This is a genomic window from bacterium, assembly GCA_035307765.1.
In the GTDB taxonomy this organism is placed as follows: domain Bacteria; phylum Sysuimicrobiota; class Sysuimicrobiia; order Sysuimicrobiales; family Segetimicrobiaceae; genus Segetimicrobium.
Genome location: DATGHU010000004.1, coordinates 1 through 17,554 on the forward strand (window position 1 = coordinate 1; position 17,554 = coordinate 17,554).

The window sequence follows — 17,554 nt, forward strand, 5'->3', positions numbered from 1 at the left end:
TTCTCATCGCCGCCCTCACCGCCACTGCCGCCCTTGCCACCGCCGCCCGCATCGCCGCCATCACCGCCACTACCGTTCCCGCCGATGCCGACCCCAACGCTGTCCTTGGTATCGCCAACCCCGACGCCAGTGCCACCGAACCCGTTACCGCCGCTGCCCGCCGTATTGCTGCTCCCACTGCTCCCACCGTTCCCGCCGGCGCCGCCGTTGCCGTTATCACTGCCGCCTGTGCCCGCGCCGATGCCGTTCCCGCCGTTGCCGCCGCCGGAGTTCTCATCCCCGCCGGCTCCGCCCGTGCCCGTGCCGATCCCGTTGCCGTTCTCATCGCCACCGCTGCCGCCCTTCCCACCGTTGCCCGCGTTCCCGGCATCCCCACCATCGCCACCACTGCCATTGCCGCCGATGCCGTTCCCGACACTACCTTCGGCGGCGCCCACACCGCTGCCGACGGATCCGGTCCCGTTCCCGCCGTTGCCCGCCGTATTGCTGCTCCCACTGCTCCCACCGTTCCCGCCGTTGCCGCCATTGCCGTTATCACTGCCGCCCGTGCCCGTGCCGGTGCCGTTCCCGCCGTTGCCGCCGCCGGAGTTCTCATCCCCGCCGGCCCCGCCCGTGCCCGTGCCGATCCCGTTCCCATTCTTGTCCCCACCGCGGCCGCCCCTGCCCCCACTCCCGCCGTTCCCGGCATCCCCACCATCACCGCCACTTCCGTTCCCGCCGATGCCGACACCAACACCACCATCGACGCCCACACCGACGCCGTCGCCGCCAGTCCCATTGCCGCCGGTCCCGGCCGAGTTGCTATTGCCCGTGCTCCCGCCGGTCCCCCCATTCCCGCCGTTGCCGTTGTTGCTGCCCCCCGTGCCCGTGCCGCTCCCGGCCCCGCCGGTTCCGCCGCTCGTGTTCTCGTCCCCACCGGCCCCGCCTGTGCCCGTGCCGATCCCGTTGCCGTTCTCGTCGCCGCCGCTGCCGCCCTTCCCGCCTTTGCCCGCGTTCCCGGCATCCCCACCTTCACCACCACTACCGTCACCGCCGATGCCCACACCGGTGCCGCCGCTGACGCCCACCCCGTCACCCAATCCGCCCTTGCCGTCGCCCCCGTTCCCGGCGGTGTTGGCGCCCCCACTTGTGCCGCCGTTCCCGCCGTTCCCGCCGTTCCCGTTATTGCTGCCGCCGTTGCCTACGCCCGTCCCGGACCCGCCGGTGCCGCCAACGAGGTTCTCGCTCCCGCCGGCCCCACCGCTGCCCGTGCCGATCCCGTTCCCGTTCTCGTCGCCGCCGCTGCCGCCCTTGCCGCCCCTCCCTGCGTTCCCCGCATCCCCACCACCACCGCTAATCCCCGTGCCCCCGACGCCATCGCCGGTCCCCTCATCGCTGAGGCTGGTGCTGCTGCCATCGTTGCTGTTGCCATCGTGGCCGGCGCTGTTGCTATTCCCGCTGCCGCCGCCGCTGCCGCCCGCGCCGCCGTTCCCGTTGTGGCTCCCGCCCGTGCCGGTGCCGTTCCCCGCACCGCCGTTGCCGCCGCCGGAGTTCTCATCTCCGCCGGCCCCGCCGCTGCCCTTTCCGATCCCGTTCCCGTTCTTGTCGCCGCCCTCACCGCCGCCGCCACCCTCGCCGGCGTTCCCGGCAGAGGTCCCGTCGCCGAACGCGGAATTGGCGCCTCCGCTGGTCCCACCGTTACCGCCCGCGCCCCCGTTCCCGTTGGTGCCGCCGCCCGTGCCCTTGCCCGTGCCGCTACCGCCGTTACCGCCAGAGAGGTTATTACTCCCGCCGGCGCCGCCGGTGCCCGTACCGTTGCCGTTCCCGTTCTTGTCGCCAGCCTCGCCGCCGTCCCCGCCGTCGCCACCGTTCCCCGCCGAGCTATCGTTCCCTACGGCTTCGTTGGAGTTTCCCCCGTTCCCGCCACTCCCGCCGACCCCGCCGTTGCTGTTACCACTCCCACCCTGGGCCGTGCCGCTCGCGCCGCCGCCGACGCCACCGGTGGTGTTGAAACTACCCCCGGCACCGCCCGTGCCTGTGGCCGTCCCGTTCCCGCTATTATCGCCACCATCTCCGCCATCGCCCGCGTCGCCACCGTTCCCGGCCCCAGCTCCGTTGTTTTGGCTGCCGCCGTTGCCCGCCGCAGGGCCACCGTTCCCCCCATTCCCATTGTTGTCCCCGCCAGTGCCTGTCGCGGTGGCGCTGGATCCGGTCGACCCGCCGTTAAACGAGCCGCCCGCGCCGCCCGTGGCGGTCCCCGTCCCATTGCCATTGCCGCTGTTCGTGGCGTGCGCTATGGGAACCGCGATCCCGATGTAGAACATCGGCACCGCGAGTGCCAAAAACACCGTCACCAAAAAGTACAATGGACTCCGCACCTTCCGCCGCTTACGATCGCTACCCACGCACTACCACCCCCCCGATTGCCCCACACGCAACTATGGATAGAGCACGATGTCCTGTGGATAACAGAGACAGCGTCCCCCTCACGAATTGGCGCAGAACATGTCCAATTCATGAATAGAGGTTCTTGCTCCCTATTACCTTCCACAATCTAAATATCGGCCTGGGCTCAAACGAAGCCTAATTGGACGTTGATCCTTCGTCGATGGGGACCTATCTGAATGGTGTCATTCGGGATCCTTGGTGAGATCCGTGATGCCGTTTAGGATCGAAGGGCGGTGGACGTTCATTCGATCGACTCCAGTTGTCCTGACGATATGATGACTAGCCATACCACGTCATCGTCTGGGGTCTGTTGGGACTTACATCAGAGAGCTAACGGGGCAATCGAGAATCCGGGTTCTGTGTCTGGCTGGGGGGCCAGGATTCGAACCTGGACTCTCAGATCCAAAGTCTGATGGCCTACCGTTAGCCGACCCCCCATCGGGTCACCGCCATCCTATCGCACCGGCCATCCGCCGACAAGCGCCCAAAGGGGGGTCAGCCAAATACGGAACACGGGCGAAACGGCGTTGGACCACGGGTCGACGTAGCCCCGGAGGGAGCCGTTTATGGCGAGGTGAGCAGAGTTCGGACCGAGCGGAGCCGCGATGGCTACGCCAGCGCCACGGCTTCGATCTCGACCGCGGCGTCCCGCGGAAGCTTGGCCACCTGGACGGTGGACCGCGCCGGAGGGCTTTCTTTGAAATACTCGCCGTAGATCTCGTTCATCGCTCCGAAATCGTTGAGATCGCGCAGGAACACGGTGGTCTTCACCACCTTGTCCATCGAGGACCCGGCGGCCTCGAGGACGGCCTTCAGATTGTCCAGGACCCGCCGGGTCTGAACGCGGACGTCCCCCGGGACCGATTGCCCGGTGCGCGGGTCGAGCGGAATCTGACCGGCTGCGAAGACCATGCCACCGCCCACGACGGCCTGCGAGTAGGGGCCGATGGCCGGAGGAGCCTGTTCGGTTTTGATTACCCGCTTCGTCATTTACCCTCACCTCCACGGGGCTCGCCCAGAAATCAGAATTCCGCACCGCGACGCCGTACGGGCCGAATCGAGGCGGTGGCCCGCTACCGGCCCGGCTTCGACAACAGGGGGGCGGGGGCGATCGCCGCCCGGACGCGGGCGGCAATCACCGCTGCCAGGTAGGCCTTAATCAGATCCGCCCAGACGAACGGCAGGACACCGACCTGAATCGCCCGAGTCAGCGTACGCACCGCCCTCGAGGCCACCAACCCGGCGGCCCCCAACCCGTAGATTACCGCGAGGCCGGCGACCATACCGGCATAGACTCCCCACCGGGCCACCCCCGGGGATCCCACCCGCGCCGCGGCATCGGCGCACCAGCCCACGATCAGCGCGGCCAGCGGGAACGCCCACAGATATCCGGCGGTCGGCCCCACCAGGATCGGCGCCCCCCCGTGCCAACCCGCAAACACCGGCAGCCCCGCCGCGCCGAGCAGCAGGTACACGATCTGGCTCAGCATCCCGCGCCGGGCCCCCAGCACCGCGCCGGCGGCGAGCACGGCGAAGACCTGCATGGTGAAGGGCACCCCCGAAAGCCCGGGGAGGGTCACGCTCACCTGCGCGCAGACGGCGGTAAGCGCGGCAAAAAATGCGATCGCCGTCAGGTCTCGCGTCGCCATCGTCACGTCCTTGCCGGGGGTATCGAGCGGCAGTGCGCCGGAATCTGCGCGCGGCCTCGGTCCCATACCCCAGCCGCACCGGAGAATCCTGCCCAGCGCCGGAAGGGCCGAGAAAGCCGTTGCCCGCGAACGGATCAACCACTCCACCGCCGGGGGGTCAGATCTTGACCTGCACCCCGATCGCGCGGTCGAGTTGGGCCACGGCCACAAAGTACTGGAACGCGGCTTGGATGACGTTGCTGTCCGCCGTGGCGAGGTTCTGTTCGGCGGTGACGACCTCGAGCTGCGTCCCCACCCCCGCCTGGAACCGCACATTCGCGATTCGCAGCGCCTCCCGCGCCGAGGCCTGCGCCGTCTGGGCGGACCTCAACACCTCCGCGGCGTTGCCGAGCGACAGGTAGGCATTCCGCACGTCGAGTTCGACCTGCTGCCGCGTCTGCTCCTCGCCCACCTTCGCCGACTCGAGTTGGGCGCGTGCCGCGTCCACCTTGGCGCGGGTGAGGCCGCCGTCGAGGATCGCGATCGTCAGGACGATGCTGCCGGTGAAGTTCACCGTATTCTTGTTGGTGGGGTCGGACGTCTGAATCTGCGGGCCGGCCTGGACGGAGATGTTCGGCCGCAATCCCGACGCGGCCAGGTCGATCGCCGCCTGGGCCGCCGTTTCGCTCGCCTGGGCCGCCACGATCTCCGGCCGGTTCTGCAGCGCCTGCTGGATCAGGGCGGTCACGTTCTGCGGGACTTGGGGAAGGCCGAGGAGCGCCACGAGTTGAAACGTGCTCGACAAGGGCGCCACCAGGGTCGCCGCCAGCGTCTGCTGGTCCTGCGACAGCACCGTCCGCGCCTGCGTCAGGGTCTGCGCGGATTGCGCGAGCTGCACCTGCGCCTGCAGCAGGTCAAACTGCGGCGAGCTGCCGACCTGCACCCGCGCTTGGGTGACCCGCACGTTTTCCTGCGCGGCGCTGACGGCACGCTGCGCGGCGTCGACGGTGGCGTAGGCGGCCTGCACGGCATAATACGCCTGCCGGACGGACAAGACCACCTGCTGCGCCGCCGTCGTGAACTGGGCCTGGGCCAGCGCGACGTTGGCCTGGGCGATCGCGATCTGGTCCTCCAGGGCGCCGCCCGTGTACAGGGGGTACTTGAGGGTCAGGCCAAACACCCAGCTCGTGGCGGCGGTGCCCCCGAGGCCGGTCGCGCTAAACGCTTGATCGGTGATCCCCGCGCCGGGGATGGAAATGCTGCCGGTCAGCGGCGCGCTGGTACAGCAGAGGGAGGAATCGGTGAAGCTTGCCGATCCCCCTAACGTCACCGCCTTGGCCGCTTCTGCCTCCCGCAGCTGGGCCCGGGCGCTGGCGACGCCGAGGGCCGCCTGGCGCATTTGATAGTTGTTCTGCAGCGCCGTCGTGACGGCATCGGCCAGCGAAAGCGGGCGGGGCCCCTGCGTCGGGACCTGCGGCACGGTCGGGATGGGACCGAGGTCGGGCGCCGGTGGGGGGACCTGTTGGGCGCCCGCCGGGAGCCCCATGAAGAAGAACGCGGACGCGACGATCAGCGCAAGAAGCCGATTTCCCATCCATCACCCTCCTCGAACGAGATCGAGCGTACGCAACCGCTCCCCCGTACGTTTCTTACGACGCGCCCCGTCCCCGCGCCTCCGCCTCGGGAAAATTCGCGGCCGGAGAGGTGGCGGACCGTCCTCGCCCCAGCGAGTGCGGAATCGTCGCCCACCCACGCCGGATGGCCGCAAGCCACCCGGCGATCCGAATCTTCCCCAGATCGTCAAACAGCGAGTACATCACCGGAATCGCCACCAGCGTCAGCAGCAACGACATCGTCTGGCCGCCGATGATCACCGAGCTCATCGCCCGGTTGGTCGCGGCGCCCACCCCGGTCGAGATCGCCAAGGGGATCATCCCGGCGACGAAGGCGATGGTGGTCATCAGGATCGGCCGGAGCCGATCCCGGCTGGCGGCGATGATCGCCGCGTTCCGGTCCAGCCCCTGCGCCCGCAGGTGGTTCGCCCGATCGATCTGGAGAATGGCGTTCTTCTTGACCACCCCGAAGAGGACGAGGATGCCGAGCTGCGACAGAATATTCAGCGATCCGTGCAGGAACAAGATCGACAGCAGCGCAAACGGGACGGTCAGCGGCAGCGAGAGCAGGATCGTCACCGGATGGATCCACGACTCGAACTGGGCAGCCAGCACCAGGTACATGAACACGAACGACATCATAAACGCCTGCATGAACGCCGTGGCCTGGCGCCCCTGCTCCGCGGCCTGTCCGGTAAACGTCATGTCGTACTGCGGGCCCAAGTTCAGGGCGCGGACCTTTCGGTCCAATTGCTGCAGCACGGCCTGCTGCGAGATCCCGGGCAGGAGATTGGCGGTCAGCTCGACCTGGCGGCGGCGGTTGTAGTGGTCGATCTCGCTGGGTCCCGTGCCCCGGCTGACGGTCACGACCTGCTCCAAGCCGACCACGCCTTCGGTCGACGAGAGCACGGGGAGCTGGGCCAGCACCTCCTGGTTCGAGCGGTGGAGCTTGTCGGCCCGGATGTAGATCTTGTACTGCTGGCCCGCTTCGGCGTACTTGGCCCCTTTGGCCTCGACCCCCTGGATCAGCATGTACAGCGCATTCGCCGCGTCCACGGCGTTCACGCCCAGGTCCGCCGCCCGCGCGCGATCCACCTGCATCCCGAGTTGCGGCGCGCCGCTGATCAGCGAGGAGCGGGCATCAACGACCCCCGGGATGGAGTGCAGGATCTTGATGCCGGCGTCGCCGACGCGCGTCAGCACGCTCAGGTCGGGACCGCTCACCACGTAGTCCACCGGCTGGAACCCGCCGCTCCCGAAGTCGGAGACCGCCTCGATCTGGGTCTGCAATCCGAGGTAGGCGTACCGGGGCAGAATCGTGTCACGAACTTTGGCCTCCATCGCCTGCTGGCTGAGCGTGCGCTTGTTGAGGTCGACCATGCGCGCAAAGATCGTGAACCGGTTGGGGGTGTTCTGGGGATCATCACCCACGGTGACGATGGTGTAGTCGATGCCGGAAAGCTGCCGGATCTCGGACGCCAACTGCGTGCCGAACCGATCGGTCGCCTCGAGCGTCCACCCCTCCGGGGCGCGGACGACGACTTCGAACTGCGACTCGTCGTCCTCGGGGAGAAAGTTCTTGTTCACCGCCGCCCCGAGGGGGACGATCGCGACCAGCGTCAGCACCGTCAGCACGACGACGGCCCAGCGGCGGCGCAGCGCGTGCTCCAAGAGCCACCGGTACCCGCGGTCGACCGCCAGGTACGCCCGGCCGCGGTGCCGCTCCGGGGACGCGCCGCCGTCCGCCGGCACCCCTCCGTCGTCCGCGCCTCCCCGCTCCCGCCCTCCCCGCCGGAGCCACCGGGAAGAGAGCGAGGGGGTGAGCGTGAAGCTCACCAGCAGCGAGACGGCGATCGAAAACGCCATCGTCCATCCGAAGCTGCGCATGAACCGGCCGACGATCCCGCTCATGAACGCCAGCGGCAGGAAGACGGCGATCAAGCTCAGCGTGGTCGCGGTGACGGCGGGCCCGATCTCGCGCGTCCCCTCCACCGCCGCCTGAACGGGCGACAGCCCCTTCTCCCTCAGCAGACGATAGATGTTCTCCAGGACCACGATCGCGTCGTCGATGACGATGCCGACCACCAACGCCAGCGCCAGCAGGGTGATCGTGTTCAGCGTCAGCCCGAGGGCGGCGATGAGGGTAAAGGTGCTGATGATCGAGGTGGGAATCGCCAGGGCGGCGATGATCGTGGACCGCCAGTTCCAAAGGAACGCCAGCACGACCAGCGCCGCGAGGATCGAGCCCACGATCAGATGCTCCTCGACCGCCCGGGTCGAGGCCTCCACAAACACGGACTGGTCCCGCACGATCCGAAGCCCGTATCCGGGGGCCAGCGTCGGCCCCATCGCCTTGAGGCGCGCCTTGACCGCGTGGACGACGTTGAGCGTGTTCGTGCCGGACTGTTTCACGATCTGGATCAAGACCGCCGGCGTCCCGTCCACGTTGGCGGTGGTGACCGGATCGGCCGCGCCGTCCTCGACCCGAGCGACATCGCCGATCGTGATCGCATGGTTGTCGCGCATCGCCAACCCCACCCTCGTCAGCTCCTGGGGGGAGGTGAGGCGGCCGAGCGCCCGGAGGGTGAGCTGGGTATTGCCCTGATCCACGTGCCCGGCGGGGAGCTGCACGTTCTGATTCTGGACGGCCTGCAGCACCGAGGTGACCGGAAGGGCGTAGGCCGCCAGACGATCGGGGTCGACCCAAACGTTGATCTGCCTCGGCTCGTCCCCGATCAGCGTGACCTGCCCCACGCCCGGGATCCCCTCCAACTGCGGCCTCAGCACCTTGTCGGCGTACTCGGAGATGTCCCGAACCGAGCGGGGCGCGGAAAGCGCCAGTTCCATCACCGGCACCGCTCCCGGATCGAACTTGGACACGAGCGGGGGGTCGATCCCGGCCGGGAGATCGGGGATGGTGTTGATCTTGTTCTGCACTTCCTGCGCGGCGACGTCGACGTTCTTCTCCAGCACGAATTGCATCGCCACCAAGGATACGCCGTCGGCGGATGTCGAGGCGATGTGGTCGATGCCGCTGATCGAGTTGACCGCGTTCTCGATCTTGTTGGTGACGTCGGTCTCAATCTCTTCCGGGGAGGCGCCGGGATCGGTCACCGTGATCACGACGAAGGGGATATCGATATTGGGCCAGCGTTCGATGTTGAGGTGGGCATAGGAAAAGACCCCCAGAAAGACCATCGCCAGGGTGATGACCGAAGCGAGGACGGACCGGCGAACCGAGAGCGCGGCGAGCCACTGCATGCGGGGGAGCCTCCTAGGGCCGGGGAGCGCTGGGCGCGACCGGTTGGTTGTCGGTGAGGCCGTCCTGCCCCTGCACGACGACCGTGTCGCCCCCGGCGAGCCCGGCGACGACTTCGATCAGCCCGTCGTGATGGTCGCCGAGGGTCAAATTCCGGTGGACCGCGCGTCCGCCCAGGACGACGAAAACCACGGGCCCCGAGGCCGCCGTCATCACGGCCTGTTCCGGAATCTGCAGGACGTTGTGGCGCACCCCGACGATGATGGCGCCGCGGGCGAACATCCCCGGCCGAAGGATTCCCTGGGGGTTCGGGACCCGCACCTTGACGCCGAACGTCCGGCTGGAAACGTCCGCCCCGGGCGTGATTTCTTCCACCTGGCCGGCAAAGGTCTGCCCCCCCAGCCCGTCGACCGCCAGCTGCGCCTGCTGTCCCAGCCGGAGCTCCCCCCGGTGCTGCTGCGGAACGATGAACTCGACGTAGACGTCGTGAACCTCGCTGAGGACGAACAACGGACTCTGGGCCGAGGCCGCCACCGACGAAACGACTTCCCCGGGCTCGACGTTGCGCTGCGTGATGGTGCCGGGAAACGGCGCCGTGATGGTCGAATCGCGCAGCTGTACCTGGATGGCGGCCAGCCCCGCTTGAGCCTGGGCCAGCTGCGCGCGCGCCTGCTGGATGTCCTCCTCCCGCGATCCGATGTGCACCAGGGCGGCGTTTTGCACCGCCGAATCGTAGGCCGCCCGAGCCTGCGCGACCTGCGCCTCCGCGACCTGCGCCTGGGTCTGGGCGGAGTCGAGGTCCTGCCTGGAAACCGCGCCCTGACCGAACAAGGATCGGGCCCGCTGCAGGTTCGTCTGCGCGAGATCGAGCGACGATTGGGCGGAGCGGAGGCCTGCCTGCGCCTGGTTGACCGCGTCGATACTCTGCTGCCGCTCCTGGGGGCGGGCTCCGGCCAGGACTTCCTGCAGCCTCGCCCGGGCGGCGGCGACGTTGGCCGCGGCCTGCGCCTGCTCCGCCGCCAGATCGCTGGTGTCAAGTTGCAGCAGCGGGGTGCCGGCGCTGACACGGGCCCCTTCGTCGACCAGAACCGCGGCGACCCGGCCGGAGAGCTTGGATCCGAGCTTCGCGTCCCGAATGCTTGTGACGGACCCGGAAGCCAGCACGCGCGAGACCACGTCGGCGGGGGTCGCCGTCGCCACCACGACAGCCGCCGGGACGCTCTGAGCCGCAGCCGGGGTGCCGGGCGTCGGCTCGGCCCGACCGCGTCCCCGCCATGCCATGATCCCGCCGACAGCCAGCACGAAAATCACGCCGACCACAACGACACGCCACCGCATTTGGATCGTCCTCCCCAACAAAGATCGCTTGGTGTTCAGGCGCCGGTCGAAGCCGGCAGCGGTATCAGGCGCGGCCGTTCCGCCAGGCCGTCAACAGGTCGCCCGCCGCCTGCAGGGCCAATCCCCGCGCGCGATCCCGCGCCTCGATTGGGATCCGGCCGGCCATCAGCAGGGCAATGAAGCCGTGAAACACGCTCCACAGGGTGAGGACTTTCCCCTCGAGATCGTCCGGGGCGCCGTCCACCGGCGGCACAGCGGCTGCCACCACCCCGCGGAACGTCTCGAAAACCTCCCGGGCTTCCGCGTGCGGATGCTGGTGCTCGGGTTCGCAGAAATTCACACCGCCCAACCCGGAGATCACCTGGTAGAGTTCGGGGTGCTTCCAGACAAACTCCCAGTAGGCGTCCCCCATCGCCCGAAACGCCCCATCGGGGTCTCCGTGGGCATCGCGCGCCCGCCGCAGGGCGTCGAGGAGCAGGCGGAAGGCCTCTCTCGACACCTCAGCCAGGAGCGCTTCCTTGTTCTCGAAGTATTCATAAATTGTCGGGGGAGTATATTCGATCTTCTCGGCCACCCGGCGGATCGTCACGGCCTGCCAGCCTTCCCGGGCGGCGATCCCTCTCGCCGCATCCAGGATGGCGTGCCGCATTTCGAGGCGCTCCCGATCCCGCCGCTCCTTGATCCCCACGAAGACATCACCTTCCCTTGATCAATAACCTAACAACGTTCACTTAACTTGTCAATAGATACCTAACGGTGTAAGGACAGCGATAGACTTTGGCCACAGGGGCCAGGCGAGCTGCCTGCGCCGACTTGATCAGGCTGAAAGGGGGTTAGACCTTTAGTTCCAGAACAGCATTGAGGCGGGCGAACCCCGCCTCGAGATCGGCGATGAGGTCCTCGAGGGCCTCGAGGCCAACGTGGAGGCGGAGGAGGATCCCCGGCTCCCGCCAGGGGCGCGCCGTGCGGCTCTCCTTCGGGCTGGCGGGGATGATCAGACTTTCGTAACCGCCGAAGCTTGCGCCGATCCTGAAGAGGCGGAGGCCGTCAAGCAGCGCCGCCACGGCAGGCCTGGAGTCTGTGCGCAGGAGCACGCCGAAGAGACTCGACGCGCCTAGAAAATCCCGCTCCCACAGCGCGTGCCCGGGATCGTCGGGGAGCGCCGGGTGCAGCACCCGGGCGACCTCAGGTCGCGCGGCCAGCCATTTCGCCAGTGTCAGCGCGGCGCGCTCGTGGTGACGCAGGCGGACGGCGAGGGTGCGAAGCCCGCGCAGGGTCTCGTAGCAGAGGTCGGGCGACACGCAGTCGCCGAATTCGCCCAGACCGTCCTTGACCCGCCGGAACACTTCCTCGCTGCGCGCGGTGATCACGCCGAGGAGCAGGTCCGAGTGCCCCGCCAGGTATTTCGTCGCGGCTTGGACCTCGAGGTCGACGCCGTGGTCGAACGCCCGGAAGTTGAGCGGAGTGGCCCACGTGTTATCGAACAGCACCAGCGCGCCTCGGGCGTGCGCCGCGCGGGCGATCGCGGGAACATCCTGCACCTCGAACGTCTGGGACCCCGGGGACTCCGCGTAGACGACCCGGGTGTGTGGGCGGATGAGGGACGCGATCCCAGCCCCAACGTGAGGATCGTAGAAGGTGGTCTCCACACCGAAGCGGGCCAGCACCGCGGTAGCGAAATGCCGGGTGGGACCGTACACGGTATCGGCCACCAAGAGATGGTCGCCCTGCCGCAGGCAGGCCGTCAGCGCCTGGGTGATCGCCGAGAGCCCGGATGACGTGACGAGCGATCGGTGGCCGCCGGAGAGCTCCGCCAGCGCCTCGGTCAGGGCGAAGGTCGTGGGCGTGCCGTGAATCCCGTAATAGAACCCGGTGTATTTCCGGTCCGTTCGGTGCTCAAACGCCTCCATCGTCGGGAAGAGGATCGTCGACGCTCGATAGACCGGGGGATTCACAACGCCGAAGTGGCCGTCGGGGTCCCGGCCGGCGTGCACCAGCCGTGTCTCAGGCTTCATCGGTCCTCCCATCATGTCCCGCGGGCCGCGCCCACGTGAGGTCCCGCGTCCGCGATCTTCCCGGGGTGATCACCCGGCGCGCGGGGTCCCGGGGTGCCCGACGACGTCGATCTTGACCTCGGTCGCGACCGCGACCGTCCGGTAGAGTGGTCAGCGACTCCGCCACACCTCGACGAGCCGGTCGGCCTCGGCCCCCTCGACCCCGTGGATCTCAAAGCGCATGTCGATGCGCGCAAAGCGCGCCGGATCGGCGGCGGCCCGAATGCCCGAGATCGTCACCTCCATCCGGTGCACCGGCACCCCGCTGTCCCGGGCGTACTTCTCGATCAGGGTGACGCCGCACGACGAGATGCCGGCGAGGAACGCCTCGCTGTTCGTCATGTGCTCGCTGGGCCCCGACGATGAGTCCAACATCAGATGGTGCGTTCGGGCGGCGCTGAGCGCGCGCCCGGGGAACCCGGTGGAATAGGTCCTGACCGTGTCGGTGGTAAACGCGTCGGCCACGGAAAACCCCCTCCGCGGTGTGGAGTGCCGATCTTGTCGGGAGATCCTTCGATGCGCTCACGCGGCTTATCCTGCCCCTGCGCCCACGCCCCGGGCCCTCCGAGAACGCGAAGGGCCGTCCGGGGCTCCGCACCGGACACGCTATCGGTGCGGAGGATGCCCGAGGGCCCACTGGCTCGGGCCCAATCGGATCGCCCCGCGGGCCTCGTCGATCCCCTCGAATACGAGCAGCGACACATACTCGTCGACGAGCTTCTCGCTGGGGTGGGCGGTCTCGATGAGGACCCCGATCCCGACGATCTCCGCCTGAAATTCTCGCATCAGGTCGAAGACGCCCCGCGCGGTGCCGCCTCCGCGCAGGAAGTCGTCGATGAAGAGCGCGCGCGCGCCGGGGGGAACGGCGCGCAGGGGAAGCGTCATCGACTGCACCGCCCGCGACGACCCCGAGACGTAGTTCACCCCTACGGTCGGTCCCTCCGTGCCCATGCCGCCCCGCCGGGCCGTGACCAGGGGCACGTTGAATGCGCGGGCGGTCATGAGCGCGAGCGGGATCCCTTGGACCTCCATCGACAGCACCACGTCGGGGCGCCGGTCGGCAAAGAAGGTCGCAAAGACCCCACCCAGCGCGGACACCAAGCTGGGCAGCGAGAGCAGATCGGCGGTGTAGAGGAATCCCCCCGGGAGGATCCGCGACGGTTCGCGCAGGCGACGCGCCAGGTCCTCGGCGATCGCCCGGATCTGCCCGGGAGTACGGTGGGGGGTGAAGCGGACCCCGCCCGTCGCCCCCGCCAGTGTCTCGATCCTCCCGAGCTGGAACTGCTCGCAGGTCTCCCGCAGGGATGAGATATCCTCGCTGATCGTGGACTTGGCCGCTCCCAACGCTTCGGTAAACGTCCCCAGCGGGAAGACGGTGTGCGGTTCCTGAAACAGCCGGTGGGCGATCGCCACCATGCGGTCGCCCCGCCGAAGCCGCCTCACCACCCCGCGATCCTCTGCGCGTGGCCCGAGGTCGACGTCCCCCGGTCCCGCCCCAATCGCTCGCGGACCAGCGCGAGCATTTCCGCGGTGTCGACATCCACGGCGATCTCGGGGGTCGGGCAGACGAGCGCGCGCACGCGCACGCCGGTCAGGGTGGTCCCCCGTCGCTCGAGAGCAGCGATGCGCAGGGTACCGGCGGCGAGGCCGGCGAGCGTCCCCAGTCCGAACAGCCCGGCCAGCTCCCACGGCCGCTTCCGAGCGCGGATCGCCCGCTCGACCGCTCCCCGCGCCCGGGCGAACGCCGTGGGGGACATGAGGATGAGGCTCCCGCCGGTGAACGTGCCGTCGCGCAGGCGGACGAACGTCTTCCGGACCGTGGGGAACGCTCGCGCCACTTCCTCGCGCCGGACGATGCCGTAGACGATCTCCGCGTCGAGCGCCGCCGCCTCAGCCGCGAAGGCATCCACGGCCGCCGGGGTGAGCAGGGGAATGTCGGCGCCGACCGCCAGCACCGGCTCGTTATCCGGGAGCGCGGCGAGGCCGGCGGCCAGGTTCTCGATCAGCGCCCCGCGTTCTGGAACGGGTACGTCGACCGCGGCCGCCACGGACGGCGGAAGGGGCATTGGCCCGACCAGCGCGATCCGGCGGACAGCGGCGGCCCCGCGGAGCGCGTCGAGCACGAACTCCACCATCGAGCGGCCGAGCAGCGGGGCGAACGCTTTGTTCGGAACGCCCCCGGCCACGCCGGGATCGGGCCGTCCTCCCGCCAGCACGACCGCATTGGGCATCCCGCCGGACCTACCGTTCCTCGGCAAACGTCCGGGTCACGATCACCTCAACGTCCGCCGCGCTCCCGAGCGCCGCGGCGAGCTCCTTGGCCGCTGATTCGTTCGCGGCCATCGCGAACACGGCGGGCCCGGTGCCGGAGAGGGAAACCCCGAGCGGCCCCATCGCGGTCATCCGATCGCGGATCGTGCCCACGACCGGATGGTGGGCGATCACCACGTCCTCAAACACGTTGCAGAGCATCCGGCCGACGCCGCGTGGGTCTTCCGCCTCCAGCGCTCGGACGACGCCTTGGGTGTTCGGGTGCCGACGCACGGCCTCATGGTCCAGCGCCTTGTAGGCCCATTCGCTGGTGATTTGCACGGTGGGCCTGGCGATGACCACCCAGGTGGTGGGGAGCGGCGGCAACATCCGCACCCGCTCCCCCCGCCCCAACGCCAGCGCCGCCCCGCCGATGAGGAAGAAGGGGACATCCGACCCGATCTTGCTGCCGAGCTCGATGAGTTGACCCTCGTCCAGCCGCAGCTTCCACATCTGGGCGAGGCCGAGCAAGGTGACGGCGGCGTCGCTCGAGCCGCCGCCGAGCCCGGATGCCACCGGAATCCGCTTGGAAAGTTCGATTTCGACCCCGCGCGGAATCTGGAAGGTCTCCCGGAGAAGTGTCGCCGCCCGGTGCACGATGTTTTGCGTCTCGACCGGGACGTCGGGGCTGGCGCAGCGGAGGCTGATCCCCTCGCCGTCCTCCCGAAGGATGATCGTATCGTGGAGCTCAACCGTGTGGAGGACGGTTTCGATGTCGTGGTAGCCGTCGGGACGATCGCCGAGCACATCGAGGGTCAGGTTGATCTTTGCATACGCGTTGAGGCGCAGCTGCTTCACAGCGGCACACCCCCTCTGAAAACACAACCCGCGGGGCCGCGAGATCGCGGCCTCGCGGGGTCAACCGCGGGCGATTCGTCGTGCCATTGGGGCTCCGTGCATGGCGATTGTTCCCTTCGCGATGCCGCCCCGGCCATCCTCCACCCGCTGCGCGCCCGCGTCCACCCGGGGCGCGCAGCCCGGATCGGGCGGGGGTTGACTTGACACCCAAATGGAAACACCTATGATGATGGTTATGGCATCACCGCCCGGCGGGCCCACGCACCCCGGCCAGCCCCCCTCCGAACCCGCCGCCGTCGAGGCCACCCCCCAGCCTTCCAGAGGGCGCGGACGCTGGGCGGCCGCGGTGCGGTGGGTGCTCATCGCGACCCTGGCCGTCTTCGCCTGCCTCGTCCTCGCCGCCGTCGGGTTCATCAGCCTCCTCGCCACCCCGCTGCGGGAAGCGCTGAACTGGCCCTACCCGCTCACGCAGCGGACGAACGTCCTGATCATGGGTCTGGACCGCACCGTCAGCGACCGCAACCCCAACGTCGTCTACCCGGTGTCCAGGACCGACACGCTGATCGCCGCCACCTTTGATCCCGCCGCCCGGCGCATCTTCCTGCTCAGCGTGCCGCGTGACACGCGGGCCGCGATCCCCCACCACGTCACGACCAAGATCAACGCGGCCCACGCGTGGGGCGGAGTCCCGCTGACCCTGGAGACGGCGCAGAACTTCCTGGGGGTACGGTTTCCCTATTACATCGAAATCAACGAGCGCGGGCTGGTCCACCTGATCGACGCCGTCGGAGGCGTGAACATCCACATCGAGAAAGACCTTAACTACGACGACAATTGGGACGGCCTGCACATCCATCTGCAAAAGGGGTACCGGCGGCTCGGGGGCAAGGCGGCGATGGAGTACTCCCGATTCCGGCACGACCCGCTGGGGGATATCGGGCGAATCACCCGCCAGCAGCAGGTGATGAACGCGCTGCTCGACGAGCTGCGACGGCCGCGGATCGCCACGCACTTCTCGCGATTGCTGCGCGTGTTCCACGAGGACATCACGACCAACCTCAGCGACGATCAGCTCGTTACGCTCGCCTTGTTCGGCGCGCGCCTGCCCGCGGGGGCGCTGGTGCGCGAAACGTTGCCGGGCAACTTCGGCGGGGACGATTGGATCGCGGCGGGTCCTCAGGACCGCGGGGTGATCGCGCAGATGTTTTACGGGACCGACGCCGACGTCTTCGCCCGGACCACGGCCGAGGTGGTGGCGCGGTCGGTCAATCGCGATGCGGTGAACGATGCCGTGGCCCGTCTGCGTGCGCTCGGCATTCGAATCGAGCGAATCCGGACGGCGTCGTCCGATCCGCCGGCCACCGCCGTGCTGGTCCACCGCGGGGATCCGCGGGTGGCGAAAATCGTCGCCGCGCTCATCGGCGGCGCCCCCATCGTCGACGCCACGTCAACGGGGACCGCCGACCTCACGGTCATCCTTTCCGACGATGCATCGGGGAGCTCCGGGCCGACGCCACCTCGATAGGGCAGGCTCGGCGCCCCCCCCTCCCCTTCCGGCCGGGGCGCATACCGACACGCCCCGCCGCCGCCCTTCGTGCCGGGCTCGCGTTCGGTATCGGTGACCGGACCTCAACACCGCAGCGTCTCCCGCGCATCCGGCCGATCGCCCCTCAGTCCGGACGACTTCGGCGGATCGTGTGGTGGCGCCCAATGCCCCCCGGCCGCGAGAAGCAAACCGACAAACGTCAGGCCCCACGCCGCGATCGCCACGGAGGTCAAGAAGCGGGCGACCGGGAGCAAGAACGGGACGGGCAGGTTGCCCGCGAGCGCGTAACTGGCGGTGGCGTACATCCCGATCGGAAACACCAGCGTCCAGTACTCGGGGTCGTAACCGACCGCCACCCTTCGGACGATGTGCCGCCAGATCCCCAGGATGACGAGCAGCGGGATCCACCAGGTGCCCATCGCCCACAGCGCCAGGGTGGCCCCCGCCAAGAATGGGTACAGCTCTTCGAGCAGCGACCAGGAGGCACGGTGCTCGATCAACAGGGCACCGGCAAGTGTAGAGATGGCCAGCGCCCCCATGTTCACCCAGTAGGGACGGCGTGAGCGCCTCGGGGATCAGCC

Annotated in this window: 13 protein-coding genes, 1 tRNA gene and 1 pseudogene; 1 reads left to right on the top strand and 14 read right to left on the bottom strand. The window is 68.8% G+C overall.

Features of this window, described 5'->3' with window-relative positions:
- The 13 genes from VKV57_00375 to ispE all read right to left on the bottom strand — a co-directional run.
- A partial coding sequence (locus tag VKV57_00375) for a PE family protein (protein HLW58360.1) occupies positions 1 to 2,384 on the bottom strand: 2,384 nt, incomplete at its 3' end.
- A 407-nt stretch (positions 2,385 to 2,791) separates the two neighbouring features.
- A tRNA-Gln gene (locus tag VKV57_00380) sits at positions 2,792 to 2,865 on the bottom strand.
- Positions 2,866 to 3,036: 171 nt separating this feature from the next.
- On the bottom strand, positions 3,037 to 3,417 hold the full coding sequence (locus VKV57_00385) for a RidA family protein (GenBank protein ID HLW58361.1): 381 nt from the start codon (positions 3,415 to 3,417) through the stop codon (positions 3,037 to 3,039).
- An 83-nt stretch (positions 3,418 to 3,500) separates the two neighbouring features.
- Complete coding sequence (locus VKV57_00390; GenBank protein HLW58362.1) at positions 3,501 to 4,076, bottom strand: biotin transporter BioY; 576 nt, start codon at positions 4,074 to 4,076, stop codon at positions 3,501 to 3,503.
- A 157-nt stretch (positions 4,077 to 4,233) separates the two neighbouring features.
- Positions 4,234 to 5,649, bottom strand: coding sequence for a TolC family protein (locus VKV57_00395; GenBank protein HLW58363.1), 1,416 nt, complete (start codon positions 5,647 to 5,649; stop codon positions 4,234 to 4,236).
- A gap of 55 nt (positions 5,650 to 5,704) precedes the next feature.
- A complete protein-coding gene (locus VKV57_00400; protein HLW58364.1) occupies positions 5,705 to 8,929 on the bottom strand; it encodes an efflux RND transporter permease subunit in 3,225 nt (1,074 codons plus the stop codon).
- Positions 8,930 to 8,942: 13 nt separating this feature from the next.
- On the bottom strand, positions 8,943 to 10,265 hold the full coding sequence (locus tag VKV57_00405; GenBank protein ID HLW58365.1) for an efflux RND transporter periplasmic adaptor subunit: 1,323 nt from the start codon (positions 10,263 to 10,265) through the stop codon (positions 8,943 to 8,945).
- Positions 10,266 to 10,329: 64 nt separating this feature from the next.
- A complete protein-coding gene (locus tag VKV57_00410; GenBank protein ID HLW58366.1) occupies positions 10,330 to 10,953 on the bottom strand; it encodes a TetR/AcrR family transcriptional regulator in 624 nt (207 codons plus the stop codon).
- A gap of 145 nt (positions 10,954 to 11,098) precedes the next feature.
- Positions 11,099 to 12,280 carry a cystathionine beta-lyase gene (gene metC, locus VKV57_00415; protein HLW58367.1) on the bottom strand — a complete coding sequence of 394 codons (1,182 nt, stop codon included), beginning with the start codon at positions 12,278 to 12,280 and terminating at the stop codon, positions 11,099 to 11,101.
- A 150-nt stretch (positions 12,281 to 12,430) separates the two neighbouring features.
- Positions 12,431 to 12,784, bottom strand: coding sequence for an OsmC family protein (locus VKV57_00420; GenBank protein ID HLW58368.1), 354 nt, complete (start codon positions 12,782 to 12,784; stop codon positions 12,431 to 12,433).
- Between the two features lie 141 nt (positions 12,785 to 12,925).
- The gene (gene purR, locus VKV57_00425; protein HLW58369.1) at positions 12,926 to 13,762 is read right to left on the bottom strand and encodes a pur operon repressor; all 837 of its coding nucleotides are present in this window, start codon (positions 13,760 to 13,762) and stop codon (positions 12,926 to 12,928) included.
- A complete protein-coding gene (locus VKV57_00430; protein ID HLW58370.1) occupies positions 13,759 to 14,550 on the bottom strand; it encodes a nucleotidyltransferase family protein in 792 nt (263 codons plus the stop codon). Before VKV57_00430 ends, purR begins: the two co-directional genes overlap by 4 nt.
- A 10-nt stretch (positions 14,551 to 14,560) precedes the next feature.
- Positions 14,561 to 15,427 carry a 4-(cytidine 5'-diphospho)-2-C-methyl-D-erythritol kinase gene (ispE, locus tag VKV57_00435; GenBank protein ID HLW58371.1) on the bottom strand — a complete coding sequence of 289 codons (867 nt, stop codon included), beginning with the start codon at positions 15,425 to 15,427 and terminating at the stop codon, positions 14,561 to 14,563.
- A gap of 223 nt (positions 15,428 to 15,650) precedes the next feature.
- Between ispE and VKV57_00440 the strand changes: the two genes are divergently transcribed.
- Positions 15,651 to 16,952 carry an LCP family protein gene (locus VKV57_00440; protein ID HLW58372.1) on the top strand — a complete coding sequence of 434 codons (1,302 nt, stop codon included), beginning with the start codon at positions 15,651 to 15,653 and terminating at the stop codon, positions 16,950 to 16,952.
- Positions 16,953 to 17,056: 104 nt separating this feature from the next.
- Here the strand turns inward: VKV57_00440 and VKV57_00445 are convergent.
- Positions 17,057 to 17,533, bottom strand: a pseudogene (locus VKV57_00445) (tellurite resistance/C4-dicarboxylate transporter family protein).
- Positions 17,534 to 17,554 lie beyond the last annotated feature (21 nt).

Excerpts from the sequence above, each read along its gene's own strand:
- VKV57_00385 (HLW58361.1), bottom strand. The coding sequence starts at position 3,417 with ATGACGAAGCGGGTAATCAAAACCGAACAGGCTCCTCCGGCCATCGGC.
- VKV57_00390 (HLW58362.1), bottom strand. The coding sequence starts at position 4,076 with ATGGCGACGCGAGACCTGACGGCGATCGCATTTTTTGCCGCGCTTACC.
- VKV57_00395 (HLW58363.1), bottom strand. The coding sequence starts at position 5,649 with ATGGGAAATCGGCTTCTTGCGCTGATCGTCGCGTCCGCGTTCTTCTTC.
- VKV57_00400 (HLW58364.1), bottom strand. The coding sequence starts at position 8,929 with ATGCAGTGGCTCGCCGCGCTCTCGGTTCGCCGGTCCGTCCTCGCTTCG.
- VKV57_00405 (HLW58365.1), bottom strand. The coding sequence starts at position 10,265 with ATGCGGTGGCGTGTCGTTGTGGTCGGCGTGATTTTCGTGCTGGCTGTC.
- metC (HLW58367.1), bottom strand. The coding sequence starts at position 12,280 with ATGAAGCCTGAGACACGGCTGGTGCACGCCGGCCGGGACCCCGACGGC.
- VKV57_00430 (HLW58370.1), bottom strand. The coding sequence starts at position 14,550 with ATGCCCAATGCGGTCGTGCTGGCGGGAGGACGGCCCGATCCCGGCGTG.
- VKV57_00440 (HLW58372.1), top strand. The coding sequence starts at position 15,651 with ATGATGATGGTTATGGCATCACCGCCCGGCGGGCCCACGCACCCCGGC.